The organism is Corynebacterium sp. MSK044 (assembly GCF_030232825.1).
GTDB lineage: Bacteria > Actinomycetota > Actinomycetes > Mycobacteriales > Mycobacteriaceae > Corynebacterium.
This window is the reverse complement of record NZ_JASPJJ010000015.1, coordinates 23,102-49,614: the sequence shown is the minus strand read 5'-3', so window position 1 is coordinate 49,614 and position 26,513 is coordinate 23,102. Positions and strand designations below refer to the sequence as shown.

Sequence of the window (26,513 nt, the reverse complement as noted above, 5' to 3'; positions counted from 1 at the left end):
CCGAGGAGCTGCCATGACCACGACCACCAACGGAATTGGCAGGGAGAACCTGCCTACGTTTTCCAAAATCCTCGTTGCTAACCGCGGCGAGATCGCAGTGCGCGCTTTCCGCGCTGCCTTCGAAACAGGTGCGAAAACCGTCGCGGTGTATCCGCGAGAAGACCGCCACTGCTTCCACCGGCCCTTCGCGGACGAAGCGGTGCAGATCGGCGTGGCAGGCCAGCCCGTCAAGGCGTACCTGGACATTGAGGAAATCATCCGCGCTGCCAAACAATCCGGTGCTGATGCGGTGTACCCCGGCTACGGTTTCCTCTCCGAACGCGCGCAACTGGCCCGCCGCTGCGCCGAAGAAGGCATCACATTCATCGGCCCTTCCCCGGAAACTCTGGATCTGACCGGCGATAAGTCCGCCGCAGTCCGCGCCGCGGAGCGCGCCGGGCTGCCCACCCTGAAGGATTCGGAGCCGTCTGCAGATCCGAAGGAACTGGCACGTTTCGCTGAGGACTTTGAGTTCCCCGTGTTTGTCAAGGCCGTGGCGGGGGGTGGCGGAAGGGGGATGAGGTTCGTCGAAAAGCGAGAGGACCTTGAGGCCCTCGCGGCGGAAGCTTCGCGCGAAGCGGAGGCCGCTTTCGGCGATCCGGATGTGTACATCGAGCGCGCGGTGATCAACCCGCAGCACATTGAAGTGCAGATTCTGGCGGATTCGCACGGCAACGTGGCGCACCTGTTTGAGCGCGACTGCTCCGTGCAGCGCCGCCACCAGAAAGTTGTGGAGATCGCGCCCGCGCAGCACATCACCGAGGAACAGCGCCAGCGCATTTGCCAAGACGCGGTGAATTTCTGCAAAGAGATCAACTATGAGGGCGCGGGTACCGTCGAGTTTCTCGTGGATGAGCGCGGCAATCATGTCTTCATTGAGATGAACCCGCGCGTGCAGGTGGAGCACACGGTGACGGAGGAAGTCACCGGCATCGACATTGTGAAAAACCAGATGTACATCGCCGCGGGCGCGACCCTGGCGGATCTGAATGTGCGCCAGGAGGAGATCACGGTGTCCGGTGCGGCGCTGCAATGCCGCATCACCACGGAGGATCCCACGAACGGTTTCCGCCCGGATTCCGGCACGATCACGGGTTACCGTTCGCCGGGTGGCGCGGGTGTACGCCTGGACGGTTCCGTGGGGGTGGGCACGGAGATCACGCCGAATTTTGATTCGCTGCTGGTCAAAATGACATGTCGCGGGCGCGATTTCCAGGTCGCCGTTGATCGTGCCCTGCGCGCCCTCAACGAGTTTGCGGTCGATGGCGTATCGACGAATATTGGTTTCCTCCGCGCCCTCCTCAGCGAACCGGACTTCCGCCACAAGCGCATTGACACCGGCTTCATCGCAGAACACCCGGGCCTGTTGGAGGCGCCGCCGGCAGCAGATGATGCCGGCAAGATCCTGACCTACCTGGCCAACGTGACCGTGAACCAGCCGAACGGTCAGCGGCCGACGATCCTGCAGCCCTCGAAGAAGCTGCCTGCCCATGACTACGGTGAGCTACCGCGCGGTTCTCGCGATGACCTGCTGGAACTCGGGCCAGTCAAGTGGGCGGAGAAGCTACGCAACCAGACCGCGCTGGGGGTTACGGAGACCACCTTCCGCGATGCACACCAGTCCTTGCTGGCCACCCGCATTCGCACGAACACGCTGGTTGCCGCCGCGAAGCACGTCGGCCACTTGACCCCGCAGCTCACTTCGGTGGAGGCGTGGGGTGGCGCGACCTATGACGTGGCTATGCGCTTTTTGCACGAATCCCCGTGGATGCGCCTGGACGCACTGCGTGAGGCCATGCCGAACGTGAACATTCAGATGCTCCTGCGCGGCCGCAACACCGTGGGCTACATCCCGTACCCGGAATCCGTCACGCGGGCTTTTGTGAAGGAAGCCGCCGCGTCCGGCGTGGACATCTTCCGCATCTTCGACGCGCTTAACGACGTCTCCCAGATGCGCCCCGCCATCGACGCCGTCCTGGACACCGGCACCACCGTCGCCGAGGTAGCCATGGCCTACTCCGGCAACCTACTCGATCCGGCCGAGGACCTGTACACGCTGGACTACTACCTGCGCCTGGCCGAGGAGATCGTGGACACAGGTGCGCATGTGCTGGCTATTAAGGACATGGCTGGGTTAATGCGCCCGGCCGCTGCGGCGAAGCTGGTTGAGGCGCTGCGTTCCCGCTTCGACCTGCCCGTCCACGTACACACCCACGACACTGCCGGCGGGCAGCTGGCCACCTACTTCGCCGCTGCTGCCGCCGGTGCCGATGTGGTGGATGTGGCCTCCGCGCCGTTGGCTGGCACGACGTCTCAGCCGTCCATGTCGGCCCTCGTTGCTGCCTTTGCCAACACGGAGCGTGACACGGGCCTGTCCCTTCAGGCAGTCTCCGACATGGAGCCATACTGGGAAGCTGTTCGCGCCGTCTATGCACCGTTTGAGTCCGGCATCCCTGGCCCCACCGGCCGTGTATACCGCCATGAGATCCCCGGCGGGCAGCTGTCCAACCTGCGCACCCAGGCCAAGGCTTTGGGGCTGGCGGACCGCTTCGAGCTCGTCGAGGAGTACTACGCCGGCGTCAATGAGATCCTCGGCCGCCCCACCAAGGTGACGCCGTCCTCCAAGGTGGTGGGGGACCTTGCCCTCTACCTGGTGGGCGCGGGTGTGACCCCAGAAGAATTCGCCGACAACCCGCGCAAGTACGACATCCCGGAATCCGTCATCGGATTCCTCCAAGGCGAATTGGGCACCCCGCCTGGTGGCTGGCCTGCGCTGCGCGAAAAGGCTCTGGCGGACCGTGCACCGGTGGACCACACCGTCGACGTCCCGGCGGACCTGGAGGCGGAGCTCAACGCCGATGGTGATGAGGCGTCAGGTGCACGTCGCATCGCCTTGGACAAACTCCTCTTCCCGAAGCAGTACGCCGAGTTCATGGAACACCGTCGCCTCTACGGCGTCACGGACCAGCTCGGGGACAAGGCGTTCTTCTATGGCCTCGAAGAGGGCAAGGAGATCATGGTCTACTACGGGGAGATTGAGGAGAACCAGTCGCCCCTCGTCGTTCGCCTCGACGCCGTCAGTGAGCCGGATGAGAAGGGCATGCGCCAGGTCATCCTCACCGTCAACGGCCAGGTGCGTCCGATGACTATTCGTGATGAGAACGCCGAATCCACCGTTGCCGAAGCAGAGAAGGCTGATCCTTCCAACCCGAACCATGTCGCCGCACCGTTCGCCGGTGTGGTCAACGTGACGGTCAAGGTAGGCGACGAGGTCAAGGCCGGCGACCCGGTGGCCACCATCGAAGCGATGAAGATGGAAGCCACCATCTCCGCACCGGTGGATGGTGTTGTGGAAAAGGTGGCGTTTGGTCAACCGACGAAGGTGGAGGGCGGCGATTTGGTCGCCGTAGTTAAATAATTCGCCTTTGCCGCGCCACCTCCACGGCGGCAGTGCGGTTATCCACTCCGAGCTTGGAGTAGATGTGGATCAGGTGTGTTTTCACCGTGGCCTGGGAGATGAACAGGGCGGAGGCGATCTCCTTGTTGGAGGCACCGGTTTGGACCTGGCGGAGGAGTTCGATCTCGCGCGGGGAGAGAGCCTCGTCCGGCCGCATGACCCGCTCCGCAAGAACGTTGGCTACCTGCGGGGATAGGGCGCGTTCACGGCGGGCGGCGCGCACCACTGCGTCGTGGAGCTCATCCTCCGGGGCATCCTTAAGCAGGTAGCCCATCGCGCCGGCTTCCACGGCGGCAACGACGTCTGCCTGGGTGTCGTAGGTCGTCAGGATCAGTACCGGCGGCCCATCAGCAGCGACGAGGCGACGGGTCAGTTCAATGCCGTCCACGTTGGGCATCTGGATGTCACTCACCACCACGTCCACGCCTTCGGGGACCGTCGCTGTGCCGTCGGCGGCTTCAGCAACCACGGTGATATCGCCGAAGGAGTTCAACACGGCGCGGAGGCCGGCGCGGACGACGGGGTGGTCGTCGATAAGCATGACGTTGAGCATTAGTTCTCCTTGATGGGAAGGGTTGCGGCGACGACATTTCCTTCGACCGTGAGCTCACCGCCGGCCTCGGCGACGCGCGCTTGCAGCCCCTTGAGGCCGTAACCGAGCGGCCCGGTGATACCGCGACCGTTGTCGTAAACGTCAACCGTGGCCTGGGTGCCCAGCTTATCCACGGTGACCACTGCCAGGCTTGCCCCCGCGTGGCGCACCACGTTGCTCAGCGCCTCCCGCACAACGCGCTCGGCCACCGAGGCGGCCGGCTCCGGCAGATCCACCACCTGGACCCGCACATCCAGCGGCTCACCCAGCGCCTTCTGGCGGCGCTCCGCGGACCGAGCCAGGCGCTCAATGCGGGTGATCAGGCGCTCCACCGGCGCGGCGGGCGCAGCATTGCCGGCGACGAAGCGACGAGCCTCCGTCAGGTTTTCCGCAGCGGTGTCCCGGATGGTGGCCAGAGTGTCGCGAGCGGACTCAGGAGCGCCAACATTTTCCAGTTCCTTATCCAGCGCACGGCCGAGCAACACGATGGAACTCAAGCCCTGCGCCATTGTGTCGTGCACCTCCCGCGACAAGCGCGCACGTTCCTCCGCACGGCCGGCCTCGTGTTCCGCGGCAGCGAGGTCCGATTGCGCGGCCTCCAGGTCCGTGGCTAGCTGGCGGTAGTGCTCCGTCTCCGCGTTGAGCGCCTTGTAGGCGTGCACGATGCCTACAGCCAGCACCGTGCCAATCGTCGGGCCGATCAGCCCACCCGGGCCATCCGCTGGGAAAGTCACGCTCAAGGTGTAGGCCAGCAGCGCGCCCGTGAGCGCCAGACCCCACCCCGTTGGGAGCAGGAAGCAGGCGAGGATGGCCAGCGGGAACTCCAGCCACACGAAGGTCGGGGACAGTGCCACCAGCAGCACCCACACGATCACTACCGCACCCAGCCACGCCAATGTTTGCGGGTGCGAATGGGGTCGGCCGTGGTGGTGCCACACGGTGCCGAACAGGTAGATGCCCGCGAATAGCAACGCCGCGAGGACGGCGGACCAGTGGTGGTCCCGGATGGCGCTGACAAGCCCCACACCCAACAGCGTGGCCACCAGCACGTGCAGGCTCACGCGCAGGGTGGCCAAAATGCGGTTGGAGGTCATGCCGGCAACCCTAGTGCGGCCCCCGGCTGGTCTTGTATCAACCGAACGGTCGATTCCTTTTTCAACCCGCAGCCCGATGTTAACCGCGCAGGTCACGGCCACAATTGGAAGCATGTTCGTAGGAATCCGTGAAATCAAGAAAGCGAAGGGACGCTTCGGCCTGATCGTGGGCACCGTCGCGCTGATCACCCTTCTCGTTGTTGTGCTGACGGGTCTGACCTCGGGTTTGGGTAAGCAGAATACGTCCGCGCTCGAGGCGCTCGACCCGGCCGCGGTGGTTTTTGAGGACCCGCAGGACCCGTCGTTTACCACCTCGCGCGTGCATAGTTTGCCGGGCACGGACGCACTCGGGACCGGCCAGATGCTCGTCGCCGGGCCGGATGGCACGGAACAGTCCGTCTCCCTCCTCTCGCTGCCGCGCGGCACCACGTTGCCTGGGGGAGAGGTCCTCGGCGATGGTGCGGTCGCCTCACCTTCACTCAACTTTTCGCTTCACAGCGCCCTCTCCCTCGCCGGCACCACCATCCCCGTCGATGCGATCGGTGAGGACCTCATGTTCGCCCACACCCCCGTTTTGTGGGTCCCCACCGCAACATGGCAGGAGGTCTTCCACACTGACGCGGACGGCACCGTTCTGCTCTCCGATGATCCGGCCATCGAAGGGGGTGTTTCGTTGGAGGAGTCTTTCCAGGGTCTGCCCGCCTACGCCTCGGAACAGGGGTCTCTGAAGATGATTCAGGGCTTCCTCTACGCCATTGCTGCACTGGTCATCGTGGCGTTCCTCACCGTGTGGACCATCCAGCGCACCCGTGACCTGGCCATCCTCAAGGCCATCGGCGCCTCGAACAAGTACCTGCTCAAGGACGCCGTGGGCCAGTCAGCCATCCTGCTCTTCATCGGCGTCACCCTCGGCGCCCTCATCGGTCTGGGTATCGGGTTCGCCATGGAAGGTGTTGCGCCGTTCACCTTGTCCTTCGGCGTGATCGCCCTGCCACCACTGCTCGTCTGGATTCTGGGCATGGCTGGCGCCGTACTGGCCACCCGCTCCATCAGCAAAGTCAACCCTCAAAGCGCCCTCGGAGGTGTCGCATAATGTCCACATCCAAACTTGAACTCACTGACGTCACCGTCTCCTTCCAAGACGGCCAGGAACGCCGCACCATCCTGGACAAGCTTAACTTCACCGCTGAACCCGGCCGCCTGACCTTCATTGTTGGCGAGTCCGGCTCCGGCAAATCCACCCTCCTCTCCGTCGCCGCCGGCCTGATCACCCCGGATTCCGGCACCGCCACCCTGGGTGGGGTCCCGGTGGACAATGATCTGCGCCGCGACAAGATCGGCATGATCTTCCAGCAGGCCAACCTCATCTCGGCGTTGAACGTGCGCGACCAGCTACTCGTCACCGACCACATCCGCGGTATCAAACCGCGCAAGCAACGCGCCGATGAGCTGCTCGAAGTTGTCGGACTCGGTGGGCTCGGGGACCGCGACATGCACGCCCTTTCCGGCGGCCAACGCCAGCGCGTAGGCATCGCCCGCGCCCTCATGGGCGAACCAGAACTGGTTCTCGCCGATGAACCAACCGCCGCCCTCGACTCCTCCCGCTCCCGGGACATCGTGAAACTCCTCCGCCAACTCGTCGAGGACCGTGGCATCGCCTGTGGCTTTGTCACCCACGACCAGTCCCTCATCACCGACCGGGACGACGTCTTTGTTGTCAGCGAGCACCAGAAGGCGCCGGCGCTGGCCTAGTCGGTCGCAGCCATGCGACGAACTCTCCGGAGTTCGTCGTGCGTCCTGGGCTTTTAGTGAATTCCTGTAGCGTTTCGGGGAGTAGATAGTACCCGGGTGAAGAAGCGGTCGAGGTCCTCAAACATCGTGGGCAAGCTCGTGCTGGAAAACCGCAGCGGCACCCAGCCCTCGATCGTCGCGTTGAGGTTGATGCTGGCGTCTTTGTTGCGCTGCTCGTAGTCCCAGTGCTGGATGCCGTCGTACATCAAACCAAAACGCTGTCCGGTCACGGGACAGATGAGAGCCAGATCAAAGCGCGTGATCCACTGGCCATTGGCTTTCACTGGGACTTGTTCTTGCAGGTGAAGGCCGTGTTTTCTGGCCACTTGCTCCGCGATCAACCGCATCTCGGTTTCTTTCGGAGATTCGGCCAGGGAAGAGGAGCGGATCAGAGCATCAGTCACCCAGGGGAGGTCGAGGCGGTTCTTGCAGGCGGCAAGGGTGTGGAGGGGATCGATGGTGAGGAGACGGGAGACGTCGATAAGCTGAATGGCCCTGATGAGAGTGGGGTGGAGATCCCCGCAGCGCACCACAGGCCAACCGGCTCTTTCGCGGCGTATTTCTTTGAGTGCGTGTGCAACGGCGACCGCGGGCGAAGCGATGGAGATCCAGGTTCCGTGCAGGTAAGCGCGCCATTTCTCGTGTGTGTCGAGTGATGATCGGGAGATCTGTGGCTTGCCCGGGCCAGCTTTTTGGGGGTTTGGCACGCGCGTACCGGCGAGCACTGTGTCGCACCCGTCGCCCAAAAACTTCGCTCCGTACAGTGCTAGTGCTCCGAAACCGGTCAATGTCAGGTGCGGGTTTTCCAGGGCAAACGCTGTCGCGCGGTAGGCCTGCGGGATTTGGTAGCCAAGGCGTTGGTGGTGAAACTCGGCGTCGCGTTCGGCGAGATTTCGGTCTATGAGCAGCTCCGGTGCCAGGCCAAACGTGTCCGAAATGGGCACGAGGCCTGGCCGGGAACCTAGTGGTTCAAGGTGGATGGGACGGGTGATGGACATGCCATTGAATAATTCGGTCATATGACCTTAGACCGCCGTTGACCCCGGTTCGGTTCCCTCGGGCGGTGAAAAAGTTGGGAGGGGGTGGTTCGAGGGGGTGCTGCCGACGAACTCTCCAGAGTTCGTCGTACGTCCTGGGCTTTTAGTGAATTCCTGTAGCGTTTCCGGGAGTTCGTCGCCCGGGCCACAGCGCGGAAGGCACCCCTAGAGCTGCTTCGTCATCACTTCCGGGTGATGGTCCGACCAGGTGAAGCCGAAGGCCTCGTACACGTGCTGGGCGCGGTCGTTGCCGGGCTCGACGTGGAGGGCGATAGTGGTGGCGCCTTGTGAAGCCGCGAGGTCGCACGCTGCTTGGAGGAGAGTGCGGCCGAGTTGGTGGCCGTGGGAGCGGTTCTCCACAGCAATGGACAGTTCGGGGATGTTAGGTCCGAGGTTGGCGTCGGTGTAATCATCCTCCGGTGCCCAGTAGCGTAGCCACACGCCACCGGCGGGGATGCGTTCTTCGTCGTAGGCGATGAATCCGCCGTCGCGTTCAGGGGACCATTTGTCCACGTACTCTTCGGGGCTTTGCATGGCGCCGATGCGGCTGCGGGATTCGTTGCCGAAGACATCGGCGAGGTATTCCAGGCGGCGCAGGTAGGTGCGGTCGGATTCGGTTGCTGGGACGAGCGTGAACTTCATAAAGAGTTAGTGGATCTCCAGTAGTACTGCGTTTTTGTTGACTTGTTCGCCTTGTTCAGCGGCCAGGCCCTTGACCGTGCCGGACTTGTGGGCCTTGACGGGGTTTTCCATTTTCATGGCTTCGAGGACGAGCAGGATGTCGCCTTCGTTGACGGTGTCGCCTTCAGCCACGTTGACCTTGACGACGGTGCCCTGCATCGGCGCCGGCACCGCATCGCCGGACAAGGCAGCGCCGGAGGAGCGGCGCTTCTTGGACTTGCGCTTCGCCCCGTTGCCGATGACGAGGGAGGCGGGGAGGGCAACTTCGATGCGGCGGCCGTCGATTTCAACGGCGTAGGTGCGCTTTGCCGGTTCGGAATCGGCAACGTCAATATCGTCGTCACTGTCCTGGTACGGCGGGATGGTGTTATTGAATTCTTCTTCGATCCAGCGGGTGTACACGTCGAAACGTTCGCCGTCACCGATGAAGGCTGGATCATTAAGAACAGCCAAGTGGAAAGGAATGACGGTGGGGAGGCCAGCGATCTCGTACTCGGCAAGCGCGCGGCGGGCACGCTGGATGGCTTCGTCGCGGTCTTCGCCGGTGACAATGAGTTTGGCCAGCATCGAGTCGAATTGGCCGCCGACGATGTTGCCGGCGCGCACGCCGGAGTCGACGCGAATGCCGGCGCCAGCGGGTTCGACGTAACGGGTGATGGTGCCCGGTGCCGGCATGAAGTTCATGCCGGGGTCTTCGCCGTTGATGCGGAACTCAATGGCATGGCCACGTGGCTCCGGATCGGAGGTGAGACGCAGGGGCAGGTCGGAGGCGATGCGGAACTGTTCGCGGACGAGGTCGAGGCCAGCGGTTTCCTCGGTAACGGGGTGTTCCACCTGGAGGCGGGTGTTTACTTCGAGGAAGGAAACAAGACCGTCAGAGCCGTCAGCTTCCGGGGCACCGACGAGGTACTCCACGGTGCCAGCGCCGTAGTAGCCGGCTTCCTTCACAATCGCCTTGGCCGAGGAGTGGATGGCTTCACGCTGAGCATCGGAGAGGAACGGGGCGGGTGCTTCTTCCACGAGCTTTTGGAAGCGGCGCTGCAGGGTGCAGTCGCGGGTGCCAGCGACGATGACGTTGCCGTGCTTATCCGCAATGACCTGGGCCTCAACGTGGCGGGCGCGGTCAAGGTAGCGCTCGACGAAGCATTCGCCGCGACCGAAGGCGGCTACGGCTTCACGGGTGGCGGATTCGAAGAGTTCCGGGATTTCCTCGCGAGTGTGAGCGACCTTCATGCCGCGGCCACCGCCACCGAAGGCGGCCTTGATGGCTACGGGCAGGCCATGCTCGTCGGCGAAAGCCACGACCTCATCGGCGGTGCTCACCGGCTCCTTGGTGCCGGGGGCCATCGGGGCGCCGACCTTCTCGGCGATCTGGCGTGCTTCCACCTTGTCACCCAGCAGTGCGATGGCTTCAGGGGAGGGGCCGATCCAGGTCAGGCCTTCATCGATGACGCGTTGGGCAAAGTCAGCGTTCTCGGACAGGAAGCCGTAGCCCGGGTGGATAGCGTCCGCGCCCGATGCCTTGGCAGCACCGATGATCTTGTCAAAGTTCAGGTAGGAGTCAGCGGCGGTGGCGCCGCCGAGGGCAAACGCTTCGTCCGCAAGTTCGACGAAGGGCGCGTCAGTGTCCGGCTCGGCATAGACAGCCACGGAGGCGATGCCGGCGTCCTTCGCTGCTCGGATGACGCGGACGGCGATCTCACCGCGGTTAGCAACCAGAACTTTGCTGATGGTCAGGGCGTTGGACGCTGCGGACAATTCAAAAACTCCTCGTCGAAAACTTTTCGGGGACCTTGTTTAGGGTAGAGCACTGCTGCCCACATAAGAGGTATCGCACGCAATGCGCGAAGAATTACAGCCTGCAGCGACTATCCGGAACCTAGTCCAATTCCCTTTCAATGGGCATGCGGACCATGTTGCCCCATTCCACCCAGGAGCCGTCATACAGTGCCACTTCTTCGATGCCCAGCACGTTGCGCAGGATGAAGCATGTGTGTGCGGCAGCCTGCCCGGCACTGCAGTACGCGATGACAGAGGGATTGTCCGTGTCCACGGCGGCAAGGGTATGGGCATAAGCCTCAGCGATCGACGCCCGATCTTTCACCCGCCCATTCGGATACACCGATGCACCCCACGGGTGATTAACCGCACCCGGGATGTGGCCGTGGCGTTGGACAGGGGAGGAGCAGTTGGGATCTGTCTGAGTGAGGTGCTCGACGCCGGAGTAGAACTCGGGCCCGCGTGCGTCGATAAGCAGGTGCTTCTTGGTGCGCGAGCGAACATCATCGACGAATGCGCGCCGTGGCTTATCCTGACGCTCCACCACCGGGTAGTTACGGGACGGGTAATCCGGGACGGCGTAGGATGTGTCGCGTTCCTCGCCCATCCACGCGTCACGCCCACCGTCGAGGAGGCGCACGTCCGGGTGGCCGAAAAGCTCAAACACCCAGGCGGTGTAGGCAGCCCACCAGTTGTTGCGGTCACCGTAGATGACTACCGTGTCATCGCGGCCGATACCCTTAGAATCCATGAGCTTGGCAAAGGCTTCACCGTCGATGAAGTCCCGCACCGTCTGATCATTGAGGTCCCGGTGCCAGTCAATGCGTACCGCACCAGGGATGTGGCCGATATCGTAGAGGAACGCGTCCTCGTCCGACTCCACCACGCGGAGACCATCCGTGCCCAGCCGGGCCGACAGCCAGGAAGCCGACACGAATTTTTCCGGGTGTGCGAAATCCTGGAATTGGGCAAACGGATCGAATTCGATTCCCATGCGAGTGTCCTCCCAGTGGCGTGCTTACAGTCACTAGACACCATACATGTGAACCGCTACCCCCGAAGGTGGATTGTGTGGCCTATCGCGGCTGTGAGGTTAGTTACTAAACCGCTACCCGTGAGGGCAGGAAAGCCGGTTAGGCCTTAATCTCAAAAGTGGGTTTAATCCAAAATACTGAGCACTACTGAAAGGGATTCACTGTGCACAAGGCAATCGTCGTCTTCGAGGTCGAGGGTGGTTCTGACAAGTACTTCGATGGGCACCGCAAGGACACCATGCCCATTGTCAACGCCATCAAGGACAAGGGCTGGAACGCAGAGGTTGTGTTCTTCCGCCCCGAGTGGTCTGACGCAATCTTCGAGTACGTGTCCAACAACTTCGACGGCTACATCTCCCGCGTGAACCCGGGCAACATCCCGGGAGGCGAGAAAGGCTACTTCGACCTGCTCACCCGCTTGTCCGAGGCCGGTCTTGTAGGCATGTCCACCCCGGAGGAGATGGTCTCCTACGGTGCTAAGGATGCCCTGGTGAAGCTGAACAAGACCTCCCTGGTGCCGGAGGATACCGCCGCGTACTACGACGTCGAGTCCTTCCACAACACGTTCCCGACCTCCCTGTCCTACGGTGAGCGTGTGCTCAAGCAGAACCGTGGCTCCACCGGTTCCGGCATCTGGCGCGTCCGCCTTGCCGACGAAGCCCTGGCTGCCTCCGTCGAGCCCGGCACCGCCCTGCCGCTGGACACCAAGCTCAAGTGCACCGAGGCCGTGGACAACCACACCGAGGACCGCGAGCTCGGCGAGTTCATGGACTTCTGTGACCAGTACATCGTGGGCGACAACGGCATGCTCGTGGACATGCGCTTCATGCCGCGCATCGTCGAGGGCGAGATCCGCATCCTGCTCGTGGGTCCGCACCCGGTCTTCGTGGTGCACAAGAAGCCGGCCGAGGGCGGCGACGCATTCTCCGCAACCCTGTTCTCCGGTGCGCAGTACACCTACCAGAAGCCGGAAGAGTGGCAGGAGCTCGTGGACATGTTCGCCGAGGCCCGCCCCGTCATCGCCGAGAACCTCGGTGGCGACAATATCCCGCTGATCTGGACCGCTGACTTCATGCTCGCAGACGACGACGAGACCGGTGAGGACACCTACGTCCTCGGCGAGATCAACTGCTCCTGCGTCGGCTTCACTTCCGAGCTCGACATGGGCATCCAGGAAATGGTCGCCGAGGAGGCCATCAAGCGCGTCGAGGAGAAGCACGCTTAAGCAGCCTGCTTATCGACGTTTAACCGCGCCAGCCCAACATTCGCGGGCCGGCGCGGTTTGCTATTTAGTCGAGCAGCGTTTCGACGCTAGCCGGGTCCGCGTCCGACAACATCTGGCGGCAGCGGTCATACTCTGCGTCGTCCCCGATCTTTTTGGATGCCAGAGCCAGCATTGCAATGGCCTTGAGCACCGCTTGGTTCGGCTCGTGCGTGGCCGGGACCGGACCCCAGCCCTTCCACCCGTTCGCGCGGAGACGGTCCAGCGAGCGGTGGTAGCCGGTGCGGGCGTAAGCGTAAGCGACGATCGGGTCGCCCTCGGCCAGCTCACGCTCAGCCCGGGCAGCCCACACAGCGGGCGAATCCGGGTGGGCGATGGCGGTGGCGTTATCAAACAAATCGCTCCCCTGCGCCGGGTCCTCAGGCAGGTGGACCGGCGGGGGAGCGAGCATATCTTTGAATTCCATGGCCCCACGCTACCAACTCCCCAGAGTTCGTAGTACGTCCTGGGAAAATAGCGGATTCCTGTAGTACTCCGGGGAGTTCGTCGTAGCGCGGGCGCAGGGGGAGCGGGGTTTAGCGGTAGACCATGCCGCCGTCGGTGAGGATGGACTGGCCGGTGATGTAGTCCGAGTCCTCCGAGGCGAGGAAGGACACCAGATTGGCTACATCCTCTGGGGTCTGTGCGCGGCCAAGGGCGATGCTCTCCACGTTCTTTTCGTAGGTGGAGCCAAGCTCGGCGCCGGTCAGTTCGTGGAAGCGGCGGTCAATGTCCACCCACATGTCGGTGCCCACGATGCCCGGGCAGTATGCGTTGACCGTAATGCCGTCGCTGGCGTACTCGCGTGCAGCAACCTGGGTCAGCGCGCGCACCGCGAACTTGGAAGCGGAATAGGCGCCGAGAACGGGGAAGCCATCGTGACCAGCGATGGAGGAGGCGTTGATGATCTTGCCGCCGTGGCCGCGCTCCTTGAACTTGGCGGCGGCAGCCTGGATGCCCCACACAACGCTCTTGATGTTCACGTTGAACATAGCGTCTAGCTCTTCATCCGTGATCTCATCAATTGGCTGGACCTGTGCAATACCAGCATTGTTCACGATGATGTCAAAGCCACCTAGTTCATTTTCAGTGCGGTCGATGGCGGCGTAAACCTGGTCACGCTTGGACACGTCGGCCCCGATCGCGATTGCCTTGCGGCCAAGCTTTTCAATCTGGGAAACGGTGTCGGCGCAGTTCTCTTCCTTCAAATCGAGGACCGCCACATCCGCACCGTCCTGTGCAAGACGCAGGGCGATTGCCTGGCCAATACCGCGTGCTGCTCCGGTGACAAGGGCGACCTTGCCGTCGATAGCTTTCGTTGGCATGTTGTTCTCCTTTTCGTACCGTGGGAAAAGCATTTCTTTTAGGGTTCAGCGGCCTGCTTTGCGCTTTCGCAGTGCTGAGGATAAGTGGGGTTAGTCCGCTTCGAAATACAGCTGCTTGTTCACAAACTCATCCATGCCCAGCGGGCCAAGCTCACGGCCGAAACCAGAACGCTTCACACCACCGAAAGGAATCTCCTCGCCTTCGCCGGCTGGAGTGTTCACGTTGGACATACCAACCTCCAGCTGACGGGCGATGGCGCGAGCACGATCCTTGTCCTTGGAAAAGACAGCGCCACCGAGACCGTACTGGGTGTCGTTGGCCAGCTTCAGTGCCTCCTCATCAGAGGAGACCTTGAACACCAGGGCGATCGGACCGAAGAGCTCTTCGTAGAACACCGAGTTCTTGGTGTCCATATCGGTGAGCACTGCGGGAGCGTAGTAGGCGTTCTCACCCAGGCCGCCACCAGCCAGCAGGGTTGCACCTTCCTGGACAGCGCGAGTGACCTGCTCGTCCAGGCGCTCAGCGGCATCGCGGGAGGACAGCGGGGAATAAACGTCGTTTTGGCCGGCTTCTTCCGGTGTTCCCAGCGTGGCCTTTTCCGCCAACTTCACCAGCTCACCCACGAACTCGTCATAGATGTCATCCATGATGATCATGCGCTTGTTGCCATTGCACACCTGACCCATGTTGTACATGCGGACGCCCCACGCCAACTGAGCAGCAGCCTTCACATCATCAGAGTCCAAGAGTACGTAGGCATCATTACCGCCGAGCTCCAGAACCGCCTTCTTCAGGTTCTTGCCGGCAGTTGCGCCGACGGCTGCGCCGGCACGCTCCGAACCGGTGAGAGAAACACCCTGCACACGCGGGTCCTCAATCATCGTGGTGATCTGGTCGTGGGAGGCGTACACGTTCTGGTATACGCCAGCCGGCACACCCGCATCATCGAAGATTTTCTGGATTGCGGCAGAGGATTCGGGGCAGATCTCAGCATGCTTCAAAATGATGGTGTTGCCGTTCATCAGGTTTGGCGCAGCAAAGCGAGCGACCTGGTAGTACGGGAAGTTCCACGGCATGATGCCTACCAGCGCACCCAATGGGAGATGGCGGATGACAGCGGTGCCGCCGTTGTAGCTTTCGATCTTGCGGTCAGCAGCGAACTCTTCACCGTTGTTGGCGTAGTAACGGAAGATATTGGCGGACAGCTCTACCTCGTCAATGGCGTGGGGGCGGGACTTGCCCATTTCGCGGCCGATGATGTCAACCAGGTCGTCCTTGCGTTCGTCGAAAAGCTCAGCGACACGCAGCACGTATTTCTTCCGCTCGGCGATATCGAGGGCGGCCCACTCCTTGAAGCTTTTCTCCGAGGCGGCGAGAACCTGCTGGATCTCATCATCGGTGGCGCCAGGGTATGTCGCGGTGATCTCACCGGTCGCCGGGTTTTCTACTCGGTAGGACAGATCTTTCTCAGCCATGATGTCTCCTTTGTTTGGGGAACCCAGTGCGGGTCCCGTATTGGGGTCAGTATGGGTCACATTGTGTGGTCTGCCTTTGCCCGTGGCTGCCAGTGTAGAGATGCTGCCACAGGAAAGCAGATGCTTAGACTGTCAAAACAGTATTCGTATCATCCTCCTCGGCTGTGACTCGTGGCAGAATCTCGCTACGGAAGAACTCCGGATGGCGCAGTCGTGTGAACAGCATGAGTACTACCCCGAGGAGCAGAATGCCCATGCCGAGGACAAAGACCGTGCCGACACCAAAGATCGAAGACCCAGAGCCGTAGGACGGGTCGATGGAATCAAATGCGGTGATGAAGAACATGGTCAACAGCATCGTTCCGCCGATCAGTGGAAACAGGAACCGGAAGAAGAAACCGCGGACAGAGTGGGTGATCTCCTTACGGAAGAACCACACGCAGGCAAATGCGGTGATGCCGTAGTAGAAGCAGATCATCAAACCCAGCGCAGTAATGGTGTCCCACAGCGCATTCTCGGAGGTGATCCTGGTTACTGCATAAAAACCACCGGCGGCAACGGCAGAAGCCACGGTGGCCACACCAGGGGTGCGGAACTTCGGGCTAATGTGTGCGAAAACCGCTGGCAGGGCCTTGTAGTACCCCATGGCCAGCAGCGTACGTGCCGGGCCGACGATGGTGGACTGCAGTGAGGCGAAAGAACTCGCCAGAACTGATATGGACATGAGGATGGCCCACGGGCCCATCACGGGGCCGGCGAGTGCCGCGAAGATGGACTCTTGGTTCTCCGGATTGCCGGCACCGAGACCGGTAGCACCAGTACCGGCCCATGCGACGACAGCGACGGCGGTGAGGATGTACACGGTGATGACCACCAGAACGGTGAGTGTGGCTGCCCGCCCCGGGGTGCGCTCGGGGTCCTTGGTTTCCTCATTCATGGTTAGGGTGACATCCCAGCCCCAGAACATGAAGATCGATAGGGAGATACCTGCGGCGACAGTGGAGAAATCACCAACCGTCAGCGGGTTAAACCAGTCAGCTTCTACCGGGTGAAAGTCGTATCCGCCACCGTGGTACGCATTCCACAGTGCCATTCCGCCGAAGAGCACGAGGGTGAACAGCTGCAGAGCGACCAGGAAGTATTGGAGCTTCTCTGTGGATTCCAGGCCGCGGTAGGAGATGTAGGCAGCGACGGCTAGGAACACGATTGTGGTTGGGATGTTCACCCACAGGTTGCGAGTGAGCTGCGCGAATGCGTCGTTGCCGGTGAGCTGTGCCAGCAGGATGTAGAAGAAGTCCACGGCTACGGCAGCCAGATTCGACAACACCAGGATGGTTGCTGTGATCAGGCCCCAGCCACCCATCCAGCCGACCCACGGGCCAAAAGCCTTGGTTGCCCAGGTGAACGAGGTACCGGAATCCGGAACACGGTTGTTCAGCTCGCGGTACGCGAAGGCGACGAGCAACATGGGGAAGAAGCCGAGCAGGAGGATCGCCGGGACGTGGTCGCCGACCTCAGAAATCGTGGGGCCGAGCCCCGAGGTCAAGGTGTAGGACGGGGCGATGCAACTCACTCCAATGACGACGGCTCCAAGCAGTCCGACGCGACCAGCGATGAGCCCTTTTTCGCTTTGCGACGGCTGGTGTGCCAGCTCATTTGCCACTTTGCGTTTACTCATGCTGCCCCTCCTCATCGTCATCCTTCGGGCTTTGTGAAGGGGTGACAAGTAGCGGAATCGGAAGACTCCGCAGCACTTTAGCGGCGCGTGGCCCCATGAACATACGGCCAGCGGTGGCAAGCCGGGACGATCCCGCGAGCAGGATTTCGTCCTCACGCCACTCAAGTTCGGCCGCAGCCTCAGCGACAGATGTGCCGGTGACAATTTCGGTGGTAGCTAAACCTTCATCAACGAGGTGTTTTGCCTGTTCTGCAAGATATTCGTTGGCGTTAGCTTCGAGGTTTTCCAATACCGTCTCAGTGATCTCGTGCGGCATAGCTCCCGCATCCTCATCGGTGTGGAACGAGATCAAGCGCAGCTCGCTGTCGGTGTACTGTGCGGTGCGAATCGCCGTGGAAATCAACTGGCGTGAGCCAGCCAGGGTGCCGAACATGCACGACACCCGGCTGATCCTTTCAGGCGCTTGGTAGCGTGGCGGCGCAAGCGCAATCGGAATGGTTGATGAGTGCAAAAGAGCATTCGCCGAAACCCCAATGCTGAAGCGACGCAACAGGCCGCCACCGCGGGTGCCCAAAATAATCAATTCGCAACCCAGCGCCTTTGCGGTGCGGTGCAGTGAATGAGCTTCGTCCACACCGGAGACGACACGGCCGGTGGCCGTAATCCCCTCGGGGACTTTAGCCAACGCTTTCTCAAGCCACGCGCTGAGCTTTCGGCTAATGATCGTCTCATGGGCAGTGAGGCGGGGATACGCACCTGAGTAGTTCTCTGAATGCGGAACTACCATGACGATCTCCAAGTCCGCGTCCCAGCTTCTAGCTAAGGCGATGCCAAGGTTCAAAGCATCAGAGCCCGCTGGAGTGGCAAGGTATCCGACCAGGATTTTCGACGGCCCACGGTCCGCGGGCTGCTGTGTTGGCTGGACCATGATCACCCTGCTTTAGTAATTAGCCAGAATGGCATTGGCAGCTCGCTCGCCCTGACGGACAGCGCCATCGACGTGCTGGTAGCCCTCATCAGCAATGTCGGAGCAAGCGAAATGGATCGGGCCAACAGGTTGGTTCTGCAGGTGGCCCCAGCGGGACAGGCCACCCAGGTCGTAGCTGGTTGCGTAAGCGCCGCGGGTCCACTCTTCAGCAGCCATATCGGAGAGGTAGAACGCGATTGGCTCCATGGTCTCCGGGCCCAGGTAGTCCGCCATGGCGGAAAGGATGCGGTGCTTGCGCTCCTCTTCCGGCAGATGCCACATTTCCTCGGCATATACGTCAGAAACAAACCCGACGAGGGTGCCGTAGGTGTCTTCCTCACCAGCGGTTCCGCCTGCGATGTTGGCGCCACGGTTGGTGTTGTCGTAGATCTCCTGGACCAGGCGGCCCCCACCGAAACCGGTGCCGGACAGGCCCTTCTCACGCCAGAAGGGGGTTTCGTAGATAGCGTGCACCTTGATCACCAGGCCCATGGAGATGTGTTGGTGCGCGATGTGCAAGTCACGTGGCATCGCCGGGACGTAGGAGATGCGGTTGTACAGGTTTGGCGGGACAGCAATAACAACATTCTTGGCGTGGACGATCACTTTGTCGGAGACGACTGTGACATCGCTCGGTTTACCGTTGTTCGGGACACCGTTGCGCACGTCTGGCTTAACGTTATTCAGGCTGTCCTCGGTGGACGGGTCCGGCTGTGCCCACTGGATCTCGCGGACCGGGGTGCCCAGGAAGACATCTTCACCGAGCTCCTTGGCCATGGTCTCGGAGACAGACATCATGCCGCCCTCGACGCGGCGGTCAAGGATGAAGTCCTCGTCCACGAGGTTGGAGAAGGACCCGGCAGAAGCAGCCATGAGGACAGCCTGCAAGGCAGAGAAGGTGAAGGACGGCTTGGTCAGCATGCCGGATGCGACGTAGATGGAAACATTGTCAATCGCCTCCTCATCATCAGAGAGCTGCTCCAGCCAGTGGCGGAAGGAAATAGAGTCCAGCTCGGCAGCCTTCGGGTGCGCCCACGGCTCCTTGGCGCCGATTTCGGCTGCAAGGTCATCGAGGATCTTGATCAGCTTGTCCATCTCGGCCTGTGTGGACTCGGAAGCGGGGAAGACTGGGCCCTCGTATTCGTGGCGCTCACCGTCCGGGGAGACGTAGATGGACTTGCCTTCGCGGTAGCGCTGGAAGGTGCTCAGGCCCAGCTCATCCACCAGGTCAATGAGGCGGGTCTGGTCTGGGGAGATCCACTGGCCACCAAGCTCAACAAAGTGATCAACACCGTTGGCGTCACGTACACGGCCGTTCCAGGTGCGACCGCCGACGCGCTCGCGTGCCTCGAGGACTGCGACGGACTTGCCGGCCTTAGCCAGCGTGCGTGCAGCCATGAGGCCTGCTGGGCCAGCTCCGACGATGACAACATCGCGCTCAATTTCATGTTTTGGTGCGCTAGAATTCATACTTCTACTCCTGTTCTAGGGCCGGTGGGTGCCGGCCATCACGGATATGAACGCCATTCATTAAATGGTGTGACCTAGCGTACATTTGTTTTGCTAATGAAGGAAGAGTCACATGGCAAAAGGGCGTGGCCGCCCCGCAGAATCTCTGGTCAGCGCCGAAAAAATTGGTGCAGCCGCGCTCTCCCTTAGCTCGGATAAGGGGTATCAAGCGCTGACCATGACTGCCGTTGCGAAGCGACTCAATGTGGCTCCGAGCGCCCTCTACAACCACATTTCGGGCAAAGAGGAAATGCTCTATTTGATACAGGACGCGGTGATGCAGCTTGTTGATGTTAGGCCGCTCGAACAAGCCATCGCTACAGGTTCGGGCTACCGCACGGCAGTAGAATCCTGGGCGCGTTCTTACCGCGATGTTTTTGCTGGGCACACCCCGTTGATCCCGCTTATTGCAGTGCAGCCCATTGGTGCTTCCCCGCGGACCCAAGAGATGTATGAGGTTGTTGCCCAAGCGCTCATCACTGCTGGATGCCCGCCTGCGCAGGTGATGGAACGCATCATTGCGCTTGAATCCTTCATTTATGGCTCAGCGTGGGACGTCCAAGCCCCAGCCGATCTTTTTGATCCCTGCGCGATTTCCCCTGAACATTCTGCGCTGCGTCAAGCAGCGGAAGCGATGAGTGGGTACAAAACAGCAAAAAAGGGCCAGCCTGACGCTAACCCTTATGCTGACCAACCTTTTGAGGTTGGTTTGAAGAATCTCCTCGATGGAATGTCCCTCGAATAGATTCTGGCTCCCCTAGATGTTGTTGCGGATTGCTTCCGCGAGAACACGCATGCCGTCACGCAGCAGCTCCTCCGGGATGACCAGAGACGGCAGCAGGCGCACAACGTTGCCGTCAAGGCCACAGGTGAGGATGAGTACGCCGGCGGCCTTACACTCGGCAGCGACCTTGGCCGTCAGCTCCGCATTCGGCTTACCATCCTTGGTTACGAGCTCGATGGCGATCATTGCGCCGCGGCCACGGATCTCCGCGATCTCATCCAGCTCAGTCAACGAGTCGAGTTCCTCGTGGATGATCTTGCCGATTTCCTTGGCGCGAAGAGCAAGATTGTGTTCTTTCATTTCCTCAATAGCAGCGACAGCAGCTGCGCAAGCCACCGGGTTACCACCGTAGGTACCGCCGAGGCCACCGGCCATCGGTGCATCCATGATCTCGGCGCGACCAGTCACAGCAGACAGTGGCATACCGCCGGCGATGCCCTTAGCGGTGGTGACTAGATCCGGCTCGATGCCATCAAAGCTGGAAGCGAACCATTCACCGGAGCGGCAGAAACCAGCCTGGATCTCGTCGGCAATGAACACCACGTTGTTAGCGCGGCACCAGTCCACAATTGCCGGGAGGAAGCCCTCTGCAGGCTCAATGAAGCCACCTTCGCCTTGAATCGGTTCGATGACCACGCAAGCGAGGTTCTCTGCGCCCACGTACTGCTCGAGGTAGCGGATGGTGCGCTCAGCAGCTTCCTCGCCCTTCAGGCCGTCGCGAAGCGGATAGGACATTGGGGCGCGGTAGACATCGCTGGCGAAGGGGCCGAAGGAGGACTTGTACGGCTTGTTCTTCGCGGTCATGGCCATGGTCAGGTTGGTGCGGCCGTGGTAGGCGTAATCGAAGACGGCAACACCTGCCTTACGGGTGTAGGAACGAGCGATCTTCACAGCGTTTTCCACTGCCTCAGCACCAGAGTTGAGCAGCACAGTACGCTTCTCAAAATCACCTGGGGTGAGCTCGTTGAGCAGTTCTGCAACTTGGAGGTAGCTCTCGTAGGGGCTCACCATGAAGCATGTGTGGGTGAAGTGGGTGGCCGCCTCAGCGACAGCGTTGACAACGCGCTTGTTGGAGGCGCCGACGGAGGTGACGGCGATGCCGGAGCAGAAGTCGATGAACGAGTTTCCGTCGGCATCGACAAGCACTCCGCCGTCGGCGTCAACGATGTAGCCAGGAAGGCCAGGGTTCATGGCTGCAGCGACGCTCGCTTTTCGACGTTTATCTAGCTCAGCACTAGCCGGGCCAGGAAGCTCAGTGTTGATGCGACGCTCCTGCGGGAGACGGTATTCAAGATCCTGCATGTGCGGGTTCCTTTCCGGTGAGATGTGCTGCCCGTGCCTGATGTGGGGCAGTGGTGATGGCAGTAGTATCCGTCCTCAGCCCACCCTCAAGGCAACCGACACCCTGTCCATATTTAATCTGCAACTTATACACTGTGTCCATGTCCGATGGTGTGGGTGCTGAAACACGTGGTGGAAGCGTTGAATGGCACGATACAACTGAGCTGCTGGACCTTGCATGGCTCTACGGAATCCGTGCTTTGCAGCTGTCTCCGATCGGGGAGCTGAAGCAGGGAAAATTTGGCTCGGTGCAGGCGAGTGAAATCGTCGAAACTGCAGAGTTCTTCAGACCCCACTCTGTCATTTTGACCCTCGGTCTTCGCATTGATCCATTCGATGAACAGGCGATTGGTGAATATGTTGAACGGTTAAGCCAAGCTGAGGTGGCAGCACTTGGTTTTGGTACGGGCCTTCACCATTCCGATGTACCACCAGCTTTGAAAAAGGCATGCGCTGCAGCTGGACTCCCCTTATTTGAAGTGCCACGTAAAACCCCATTCGCCCTAATTTCCAAAGTGGTCGGTGGAGAGCATGCGCGGCTACAGGCAGCCGCGGCAAATGAGATTCTGGAGGCAGCTGAGGGACTGAACCGTGCGGCGTGGAATGGGGGAGTGGATGCCCTCGTCGGGCGCACGCATAACGCAGTGGGGGCGGATGTTCTCATTGGGGATAGTTCCGGGCGAGTTATTTCCTCCGCACCAGCTCAGCCCACCGAACGCGCATTGAAAGCCTTGCGTTTAGCTATCACTGATGGAGGACGCAGTCGCGCGTATCGCGCTGAGAACCGCATGATCATTGTCCAACGCATGCGAGCACTGGGTGGGAAATACTACGTGGCTGTTGTGGATTCACCTCATGCTTTGCCGCCACTGTCGCGCAGCGCGATTAAACACTTCGTCGGTTTGGCTGAAATCGTTTTGCGTGACCCTCCTGCTCTGCGCAGCGCAGAAACACAACTGCGTGGTGCCGCTTTGGAGCTGTTTCTATCGGACCCGACAACGGAACCTGCAGTTGAACGATTGTTGGATGGCGCTGCCGACGCAGATGGGATGGTGGTGCCGGTAGCGATCGTCGCTGCGAACAAAGCCGCTTCTTCACGTGCGTTGACCAGGCTCGACGAAGGGCTAGGGCTAGGGCAACAACCCCTCGCGTATATGCGGACCGCCCCCGATGGATTTGTTTTCCTGTCGCGCACCCCCATGACCGGCGAAGTTGCGAGTGAGCTCTTTGGTTCTTTTGCCACCCGGTTACGTGTTTTGTCGGGGAGGAGATCACCATGGCGGGATCTCACCAGTGATGAGCTGACGTATCTTGTTGATCGCGCGCGTGCCCTGCCTCCTGGAACCGTGGACGAGTATGTTCCGCGGAGGCTCGACTGGGCTGAAGAGGAGACGGTACACACCGCACTGTCACGCCGATACCGTGAAGTGTTGGCGCCATTGGCTGAGGATGATCCGGCGTTACTCGAGGCAGTCCAGGCATTTCTCCTCCACGGCTGCGAGTTCCGGGCCGCGGCGGAGTCATTGGGTGTTCACCGACATACGCTCAAAGCGAGGATCGATCGTGCAGAGCAGCGCTACGGGTTGCCACTAGACGATCCTTTGGGGCGAGCTGAGCTCCTCGTCCTGCTGAGCATTGATGCGCCCGAGGGCTAGCACAACGATCCTCATCGCGCAATGCCCCCTAACCGGGGGACGGCGCCGTGTGCACTGAAGATGGCTCGGAGGTATAGCGTTGCCTATAGAGGAAGCTGGTCTGACCACCAGCTGAAGTAACACCAAAACACAAGAAAGAACAACGAACAAGGAAGGCATGATCATGGCTGATACCAAGGGTTCTGTGAACACCACCACGCTGCTCGATTCCCTGCCCACTGGGCTGTTTATTGGTGGACAGTGGCGTGAGGCATCGAGTGGCGAATCGTTTGAGGTGTGCAACCCCGCCACGGGTGAAGTGCTGGCCACCCTTTCTTCCGCTAACAGTGATGATGCGGTGGCTGCACTGGACGCTGCGGCGAAGGTGCAAAAGGAGTGGGCGCGTACGTCAGCTCGCGAGCGCAGCGAGATCCTCACTCGTGCCTACCAGCTGGTCACTGAGCGTTCTGAGGAATTTGCCACGCTCATGACTTTGGAGATGGGCAAGCCCCTCGCGGAGGCGCGTGGGGAGGTGAAGTACGGGGCTGAGTACCTTCGTTGGTTCGCGGAAGAGACCGTCCGCCAGTATGGCCACACTCAGGAAGTGCCGGAAGGTGGCATCCGCATGGTCACTCGGCGTAAACCGGTTGGCCCGTGTTTGCTGATCACTCCGTGGAATTTCCCACTGGCCATGGCTACCCGCAAGGTCGCCCCGGCTGTCGCTGCTGGCTGCACGATGGTGCTCAAGCCAGCTGAGCTGACCCCGTTGACCACCCAGTATTTTGCGCAGACCATGGTTGAGGCTGGCCTGCCGGCTGGCGTGCTCAACGTCGTCTGTGGCACTGACCCGGCGGCGATCTCCGAACCGCTCATTGCAGATCCGCGCCTGCGCAAGGTGTCCTTCACCGGTTCCACTACTGTGGGCAAGATCCTGATGAAGCAGGCAGCAGACAGCGTTTTGCGCACCTCGATGGAGTTGGGTGGTAACGCCCCGTTCATCGTGTTCGAGGATGCAGACATCGACCAGGCAGTCGCGGGCGCAATGGCCGCAAAGATGCGCAATATCGGTGAGGCCTGCACCGCTGCGAACCGCTTCCTCATTCACTCCGATGTTGTTGAGGAGTTCACCGAGAAACTGGTCACGGCCATGGAAGCGCTCACCGTGGGCAACGGTATGGACGATGGTGTTGATGTGGGTCCACTGATCGAAGAAAAGGCACGCAAGAATGTGGCAAGCCTTGTCGACGACGCGAAGAGCAACGGTGCCGAGGTCCTCACCGGCGGTAACGCTATCGAGGGCGCTGGCTTCTTCTTCCAGCCGACCGTTCTGCGTGGCGCCAGCACCGATTCGCGGATCTTTCAGGAGGAGATCTTCGGTCCAGTTGCATCCATCTACGAATTCACTGATGAGGATGAGGCCATTGAGCTGGCTAACTCCACCCCGTACGGCTTAGCATCCTACGTGTTCTCAGAGGACCCGGACCGTTTGTGGCGTCTGGCCGATGGCCTGGAATTCGGCATCGTTGGCTACAACGCCGGTGTCGTATCCAACGCGGCTGTCCCCTTCGGTGGTGTGAAGCACTCCGGTTTGGGCCGCGAGGGCGGTGCCGAGGGTATCGATGAATACACCGAAGTGCAGTACATCGGTGTGCGTGACCCATACGCCAATAAGTAGTTTTACCTGCGCTTCCGTGCGCATATAGCTGGGTGGGGGGCCGGGGTACCGCCGGAGTTTGTGATCCTCTGTGCGTGGCCCCGGTCTATCGGTTGATAGATTCACCCCTATGTCATCGACTGATTCAACACCTGCGCCGTTGCGCGACCATCATGCAGATCCCGCCCGGGCAACTAGTCATGCACTTGGTTTTGGGCAGGGAGTAGCCCTGATCTTTGGCACCAATATCGGTGCCGGTATTCTTTCCCTCCCGTACGCTGCCCGCAATGGCGGGTTCCTCGCTTTGGTGGTGGCGCTGGCAATCGCGGGAACACTCACCACCATTTCCATGCTGTATGTGGCGGAAGTGTCTCTACGCACAAAGGAGCCACTCCAGCTTTCCGGCTTGGCGGAACGCTACCTGGGCCAGACTGGTCGTTTTCTTGTCTTTGCTGCGATTGTGATTAACAGCATTGGTGCGTTGATCGCCTACGCCTCTGGTTCCGGTCAGCTGATGCATAACCTGTTTGGTTTGCCACCACTGGCAGGTACCCTCATCTTCTACACGCTGGGCTCCTACATCATGTGGAAGGGCCTCCAGGCAACTGGTTTTACCGAAGGCCTGATTACTAGTGGCATGGCCGTGATCATCTTTACCCTGGTGACCTGGACCATGGTGGGTCCCGGCATTGAACTGTCCAACCTGTGGGTGCTTAAGCCCTACTTCATCATTCCGATTATGAACCTGGCTGTGTTTACCTTCTTGGCGCAGTACGTTGTTCCGGAGATGGCCCGCGGTATGGCTGAAACGAAGCCGGAGGCACTGCCGAAGGCGATTATCGCCGGCATGGGCATCACCGCTTTCACTTTGGCTGCTGTTCCTTTCGCGGCACTGGGCCTACTTGGCACCGATGTGACTGAAGTGGTCACCATTGCCTGGGGCGAGAAACTGGGCACGGTTGCGTACTACATGGCCAACTTGTTCGCCTTGCTGGCCATGTTCACCTCGTTTTTGGCCATCGGTTTCACCGCGATGCGCAATGTTTTGGATATCTTCCACTGGCCAGAGGACGGATGGCAGCGCGTGGCGGCAACAGCACTCACCGTCCTGCCTCCACTGCTCATTGCTCTGGCGGGCCTTGGTGGCTTCGTTTCAGCACTCACGTACGCGGGTGGTTTTGCCGGCGCGATCATGTCCGTCGTACCGGTGCTGTTGTTACATCGTGCCCGTAAATCAGGCGACCAAGTACCGGTGTGGCAGGTCCGCGGTGTGGATCACGTGGGTATCCAAGCCACGATCATCGTGGTGTACGTAGCCGCGTTCATCTACTCGGTGGTGTCCTTGCTGGGATTTGTCCCGGCAGGGTGGGCCTAACCCCC

21 protein-coding genes are annotated in these 26,513 nt (G+C 60.9%); 8 read left to right on the top strand and 13 right to left on the bottom strand.

The window, feature by feature from the left end:
• Nucleotides 1-13 precede the first annotated feature (13 nt).
• A complete protein-coding gene (locus QP994_RS08875) occupies nt 14-3,457 on the top strand; it encodes a pyruvate carboxylase (protein WP_284866311.1) in 3,444 nt (1,147 codons plus the stop codon).
• Here the strand turns inward: QP994_RS08875 and QP994_RS08870 are convergent.
• Nucleotides 3,450-4,049, bottom strand: a complete 600-nt coding sequence (locus tag QP994_RS08870; RefSeq protein ID WP_284855519.1) for a response regulator — start codon at nt 4,047-4,049, stop codon at nt 3,450-3,452. The two genes, QP994_RS08875 and QP994_RS08870, sit on opposite strands and share 8 nt — an antisense overlap.
• Nucleotides 4,049-5,182 carry a sensor histidine kinase gene (locus tag QP994_RS08865; protein WP_284866309.1) on the bottom strand — a complete coding sequence of 378 codons (1,134 nt, stop codon included), beginning with the start codon at nt 5,180-5,182 and terminating at the stop codon, nt 4,049-4,051. The genes QP994_RS08870 and QP994_RS08865 overlap by 1 nt, the downstream gene beginning before the upstream one ends.
• Nucleotides 5,183-5,294: 112 nt before the next feature.
• Between QP994_RS08865 and QP994_RS08860 the strand changes: the two genes are divergently transcribed.
• Together QP994_RS08860 and QP994_RS08855 are read left to right on the top strand one after the other, a co-directional pair.
• On the top strand, nt 5,295-6,275 hold the full coding sequence (locus QP994_RS08860) for an ABC transporter permease (protein WP_284866307.1): 981 nt from the start codon (nt 5,295-5,297) through the stop codon (nt 6,273-6,275).
• Nucleotides 6,275-6,934 (top strand): ABC transporter ATP-binding protein, encoded by a 660-nt coding sequence (locus QP994_RS08855; protein WP_284866305.1) that lies wholly within the window; start codon nt 6,275-6,277, stop codon nt 6,932-6,934. Before QP994_RS08860 ends, QP994_RS08855 begins: the two co-directional genes overlap by 1 nt.
• Before the next feature lie 53 nt (nt 6,935-6,987).
• Here the strand turns inward: QP994_RS08855 and QP994_RS08850 are convergent, their stop codons facing one another.
• The 4 genes from QP994_RS08850 to QP994_RS08835 all read right to left on the bottom strand — a co-directional run bounded on the left by QP994_RS08850 (nt 6,988) and on the right by QP994_RS08835 (nt 11,464).
• On the bottom strand, nt 6,988-7,992 hold the full coding sequence (locus tag QP994_RS08850) for a hypothetical protein (protein WP_284866303.1): 1,005 nt from the start codon (nt 7,990-7,992) through the stop codon (nt 6,988-6,990).
• A gap of 183 nt (nt 7,993-8,175) precedes the next feature.
• Nucleotides 8,176-8,652 carry a GNAT family N-acetyltransferase gene (locus QP994_RS08845; RefSeq protein WP_284866301.1) on the bottom strand — a complete coding sequence of 159 codons (477 nt, stop codon included), beginning with the start codon at nt 8,650-8,652 and terminating at the stop codon, nt 8,176-8,178.
• Nucleotides 8,653-8,658: 6 nt separating this feature from the next.
• Entirely contained in the window at nt 8,659-10,449 is a 1,791-nt protein-coding gene (locus QP994_RS08840) for an acetyl/propionyl/methylcrotonyl-CoA carboxylase subunit alpha (RefSeq protein ID WP_284866299.1), read from the bottom strand.
• A gap of 121 nt (nt 10,450-10,570) precedes the next feature.
• Nucleotides 10,571-11,464 carry a sulfurtransferase gene (locus tag QP994_RS08835; protein WP_284866297.1) on the bottom strand — a complete coding sequence of 298 codons (894 nt, stop codon included), beginning with the start codon at nt 11,462-11,464 and terminating at the stop codon, nt 10,571-10,573.
• A 203-nt stretch (nt 11,465-11,667) separates the two neighbouring features.
• Here QP994_RS08835 and QP994_RS08830 point away from each other — a divergent pair, with 203 nt between their 5' ends.
• The gene (locus tag QP994_RS08830; RefSeq protein ID WP_284866295.1) at nt 11,668-12,729 is read left to right on the top strand and encodes a Cj0069 family protein; all 1,062 of its coding nucleotides are present in this window, start codon (nt 11,668-11,670) and stop codon (nt 12,727-12,729) included.
• 64 nt (nt 12,730-12,793) lie between these two features.
• Here QP994_RS08830 and QP994_RS08825 read toward each other — a convergent pair whose 3' ends face one another.
• From QP994_RS08825 to QP994_RS08800, 6 genes are all read right to left on the bottom strand, one after another.
• The gene (locus QP994_RS08825; protein ID WP_284866293.1) at nt 12,794-13,192 is read right to left on the bottom strand and encodes a DUF3151 domain-containing protein; all 399 of its coding nucleotides are present in this window, start codon (nt 13,190-13,192) and stop codon (nt 12,794-12,796) included.
• Between the two features lie 109 nt (nt 13,193-13,301).
• The gene (locus QP994_RS08820) at nt 13,302-14,090 is read right to left on the bottom strand and encodes an acetoin reductase (protein ID WP_284866291.1); all 789 of its coding nucleotides are present in this window, start codon (nt 14,088-14,090) and stop codon (nt 13,302-13,304) included.
• 90 nt (nt 14,091-14,180) lie between these two features.
• Nucleotides 14,181-15,566, bottom strand: coding sequence for an NAD-dependent succinate-semialdehyde dehydrogenase (locus QP994_RS08815; protein ID WP_284866289.1), 1,386 nt, complete (start codon nt 15,564-15,566; stop codon nt 14,181-14,183).
• A gap of 124 nt (nt 15,567-15,690) precedes the next feature.
• Complete coding sequence (locus tag QP994_RS08810; RefSeq protein ID WP_284866287.1) at nt 15,691-17,244, bottom strand: APC family permease; 1,554 nt, start codon at nt 17,242-17,244, stop codon at nt 15,691-15,693.
• On the bottom strand, nt 17,237-18,172 hold the full coding sequence (locus QP994_RS08805) for a universal stress protein (protein ID WP_284866285.1): 936 nt from the start codon (nt 18,170-18,172) through the stop codon (nt 17,237-17,239). The genes QP994_RS08810 and QP994_RS08805 overlap by 8 nt, the downstream gene beginning before the upstream one ends.
• A 12-nt stretch (nt 18,173-18,184) precedes the next feature.
• Nucleotides 18,185-19,681, bottom strand: a complete 1,497-nt coding sequence (locus QP994_RS08800; protein WP_284866283.1) for a flavin monoamine oxidase family protein — start codon at nt 19,679-19,681, stop codon at nt 18,185-18,187.
• Between the two features lie 112 nt (nt 19,682-19,793).
• Between QP994_RS08800 and QP994_RS08795 the strand changes: the two genes are divergently transcribed.
• Complete coding sequence (locus QP994_RS08795) at nt 19,794-20,465, top strand: TetR/AcrR family transcriptional regulator (RefSeq protein WP_284866281.1); 672 nt, start codon at nt 19,794-19,796, stop codon at nt 20,463-20,465.
• 12 nt (nt 20,466-20,477) lie between these two features.
• On the opposite strand, the gene gabT is transcribed toward QP994_RS08795, so the two are convergent.
• Nucleotides 20,478-21,806 (bottom strand): 4-aminobutyrate--2-oxoglutarate transaminase, encoded by a 1,329-nt coding sequence (gene gabT / locus QP994_RS08790; RefSeq protein ID WP_034664596.1) that lies wholly within the window; start codon nt 21,804-21,806, stop codon nt 20,478-20,480.
• Between the two features lie 140 nt (nt 21,807-21,946).
• Between gabT and QP994_RS08785 the strand changes: the two genes are divergently transcribed.
• The 3 genes from QP994_RS08785 (at nt 21,947) to QP994_RS08775 (ending at nt 26,508) form a co-directional block, all read left to right on the top strand.
• Nucleotides 21,947-23,500 (top strand): PucR family transcriptional regulator, encoded by a 1,554-nt coding sequence (locus tag QP994_RS08785; protein ID WP_284866278.1) that lies wholly within the window; start codon nt 21,947-21,949, stop codon nt 23,498-23,500.
• 163 nt (nt 23,501-23,663) lie between these two features.
• The gene (locus QP994_RS08780) at nt 23,664-25,154 is read left to right on the top strand and encodes an NAD-dependent succinate-semialdehyde dehydrogenase (RefSeq protein ID WP_502870034.1); all 1,491 of its coding nucleotides are present in this window, start codon (nt 23,664-23,666) and stop codon (nt 25,152-25,154) included.
• A 109-nt stretch (nt 25,155-25,263) separates the two neighbouring features.
• A complete protein-coding gene (locus tag QP994_RS08775; protein WP_284866275.1) occupies nt 25,264-26,508 on the top strand; it encodes an aromatic amino acid transport family protein in 1,245 nt (414 codons plus the stop codon).
• The last annotated feature ends 5 nt before the right edge of the window (nt 26,509-26,513 follow it).

Excerpts from the sequence above, each read along its gene's own strand:
- QP994_RS08795 (WP_284866281.1), top strand. The coding sequence starts at position 19,794 with ATGGCAAAAGGGCGTGGCCGCCCCGCAGAATCTCTGGTCAGCGCCGAA.
- QP994_RS08860 (WP_284866307.1), top strand. The coding sequence starts at position 5,295 with ATGTTCGTAGGAATCCGTGAAATCAAGAAAGCGAAGGGACGCTTCGGC.
- QP994_RS08820 (WP_284866291.1), bottom strand. The coding sequence starts at position 14,090 with ATGCCAACGAAAGCTATCGACGGCAAGGTCGCCCTTGTCACCGGAGCA.
- QP994_RS08845 (WP_284866301.1), bottom strand. The coding sequence starts at position 8,652 with ATGAAGTTCACGCTCGTCCCAGCAACCGAATCCGACCGCACCTACCTG.
- QP994_RS08805 (WP_284866285.1), bottom strand. The coding sequence starts at position 18,172 with ATGGTCCAGCCAACACAGCAGCCCGCGGACCGTGGGCCGTCGAAAATC.
- QP994_RS08855 (WP_284866305.1), top strand. The coding sequence starts at position 6,275 with ATGTCCACATCCAAACTTGAACTCACTGACGTCACCGTCTCCTTCCAA.
- QP994_RS08865 (WP_284866309.1), bottom strand. The coding sequence starts at position 5,182 with ATGACCTCCAACCGCATTTTGGCCACCCTGCGCGTGAGCCTGCACGTG.
- QP994_RS08825 (WP_284866293.1), bottom strand. The coding sequence starts at position 13,192 with ATGGAATTCAAAGATATGCTCGCTCCCCCGCCGGTCCACCTGCCTGAG.
- gabT (WP_034664596.1), bottom strand. The coding sequence starts at position 21,806 with ATGCAGGATCTTGAATACCGTCTCCCGCAGGAGCGTCGCATCAACACT.
- QP994_RS08875 (WP_284866311.1), top strand. The coding sequence starts at position 14 with ATGACCACGACCACCAACGGAATTGGCAGGGAGAACCTGCCTACGTTT.
- QP994_RS08850 (WP_284866303.1), bottom strand. The coding sequence starts at position 7,992 with ATGACCGAATTATTCAATGGCATGTCCATCACCCGTCCCATCCACCTT.
- QP994_RS08785 (WP_284866278.1), top strand. The coding sequence starts at position 21,947 with ATGTCCGATGGTGTGGGTGCTGAAACACGTGGTGGAAGCGTTGAATGG.
- QP994_RS08780 (WP_502870034.1), top strand. The coding sequence starts at position 23,664 with ATGGCTGATACCAAGGGTTCTGTGAACACCACCACGCTGCTCGATTCC.
- QP994_RS08810 (WP_284866287.1), bottom strand. The coding sequence starts at position 17,244 with ATGAGTAAACGCAAAGTGGCAAATGAGCTGGCACACCAGCCGTCGCAA.
- QP994_RS08835 (WP_284866297.1), bottom strand. The coding sequence starts at position 11,464 with ATGGGAATCGAATTCGATCCGTTTGCCCAATTCCAGGATTTCGCACAC.
- QP994_RS08800 (WP_284866283.1), bottom strand. The coding sequence starts at position 19,681 with ATGAATTCTAGCGCACCAAAACATGAAATTGAGCGCGATGTTGTCATC.
- QP994_RS08870 (WP_284855519.1), bottom strand. The coding sequence starts at position 4,049 with ATGCTCAACGTCATGCTTATCGACGACCACCCCGTCGTCCGCGCCGGC.
- QP994_RS08775 (WP_284866275.1), top strand. The coding sequence starts at position 25,264 with ATGTCATCGACTGATTCAACACCTGCGCCGTTGCGCGACCATCATGCA.
- QP994_RS08815 (WP_284866289.1), bottom strand. The coding sequence starts at position 15,566 with ATGGCTGAGAAAGATCTGTCCTACCGAGTAGAAAACCCGGCGACCGGT.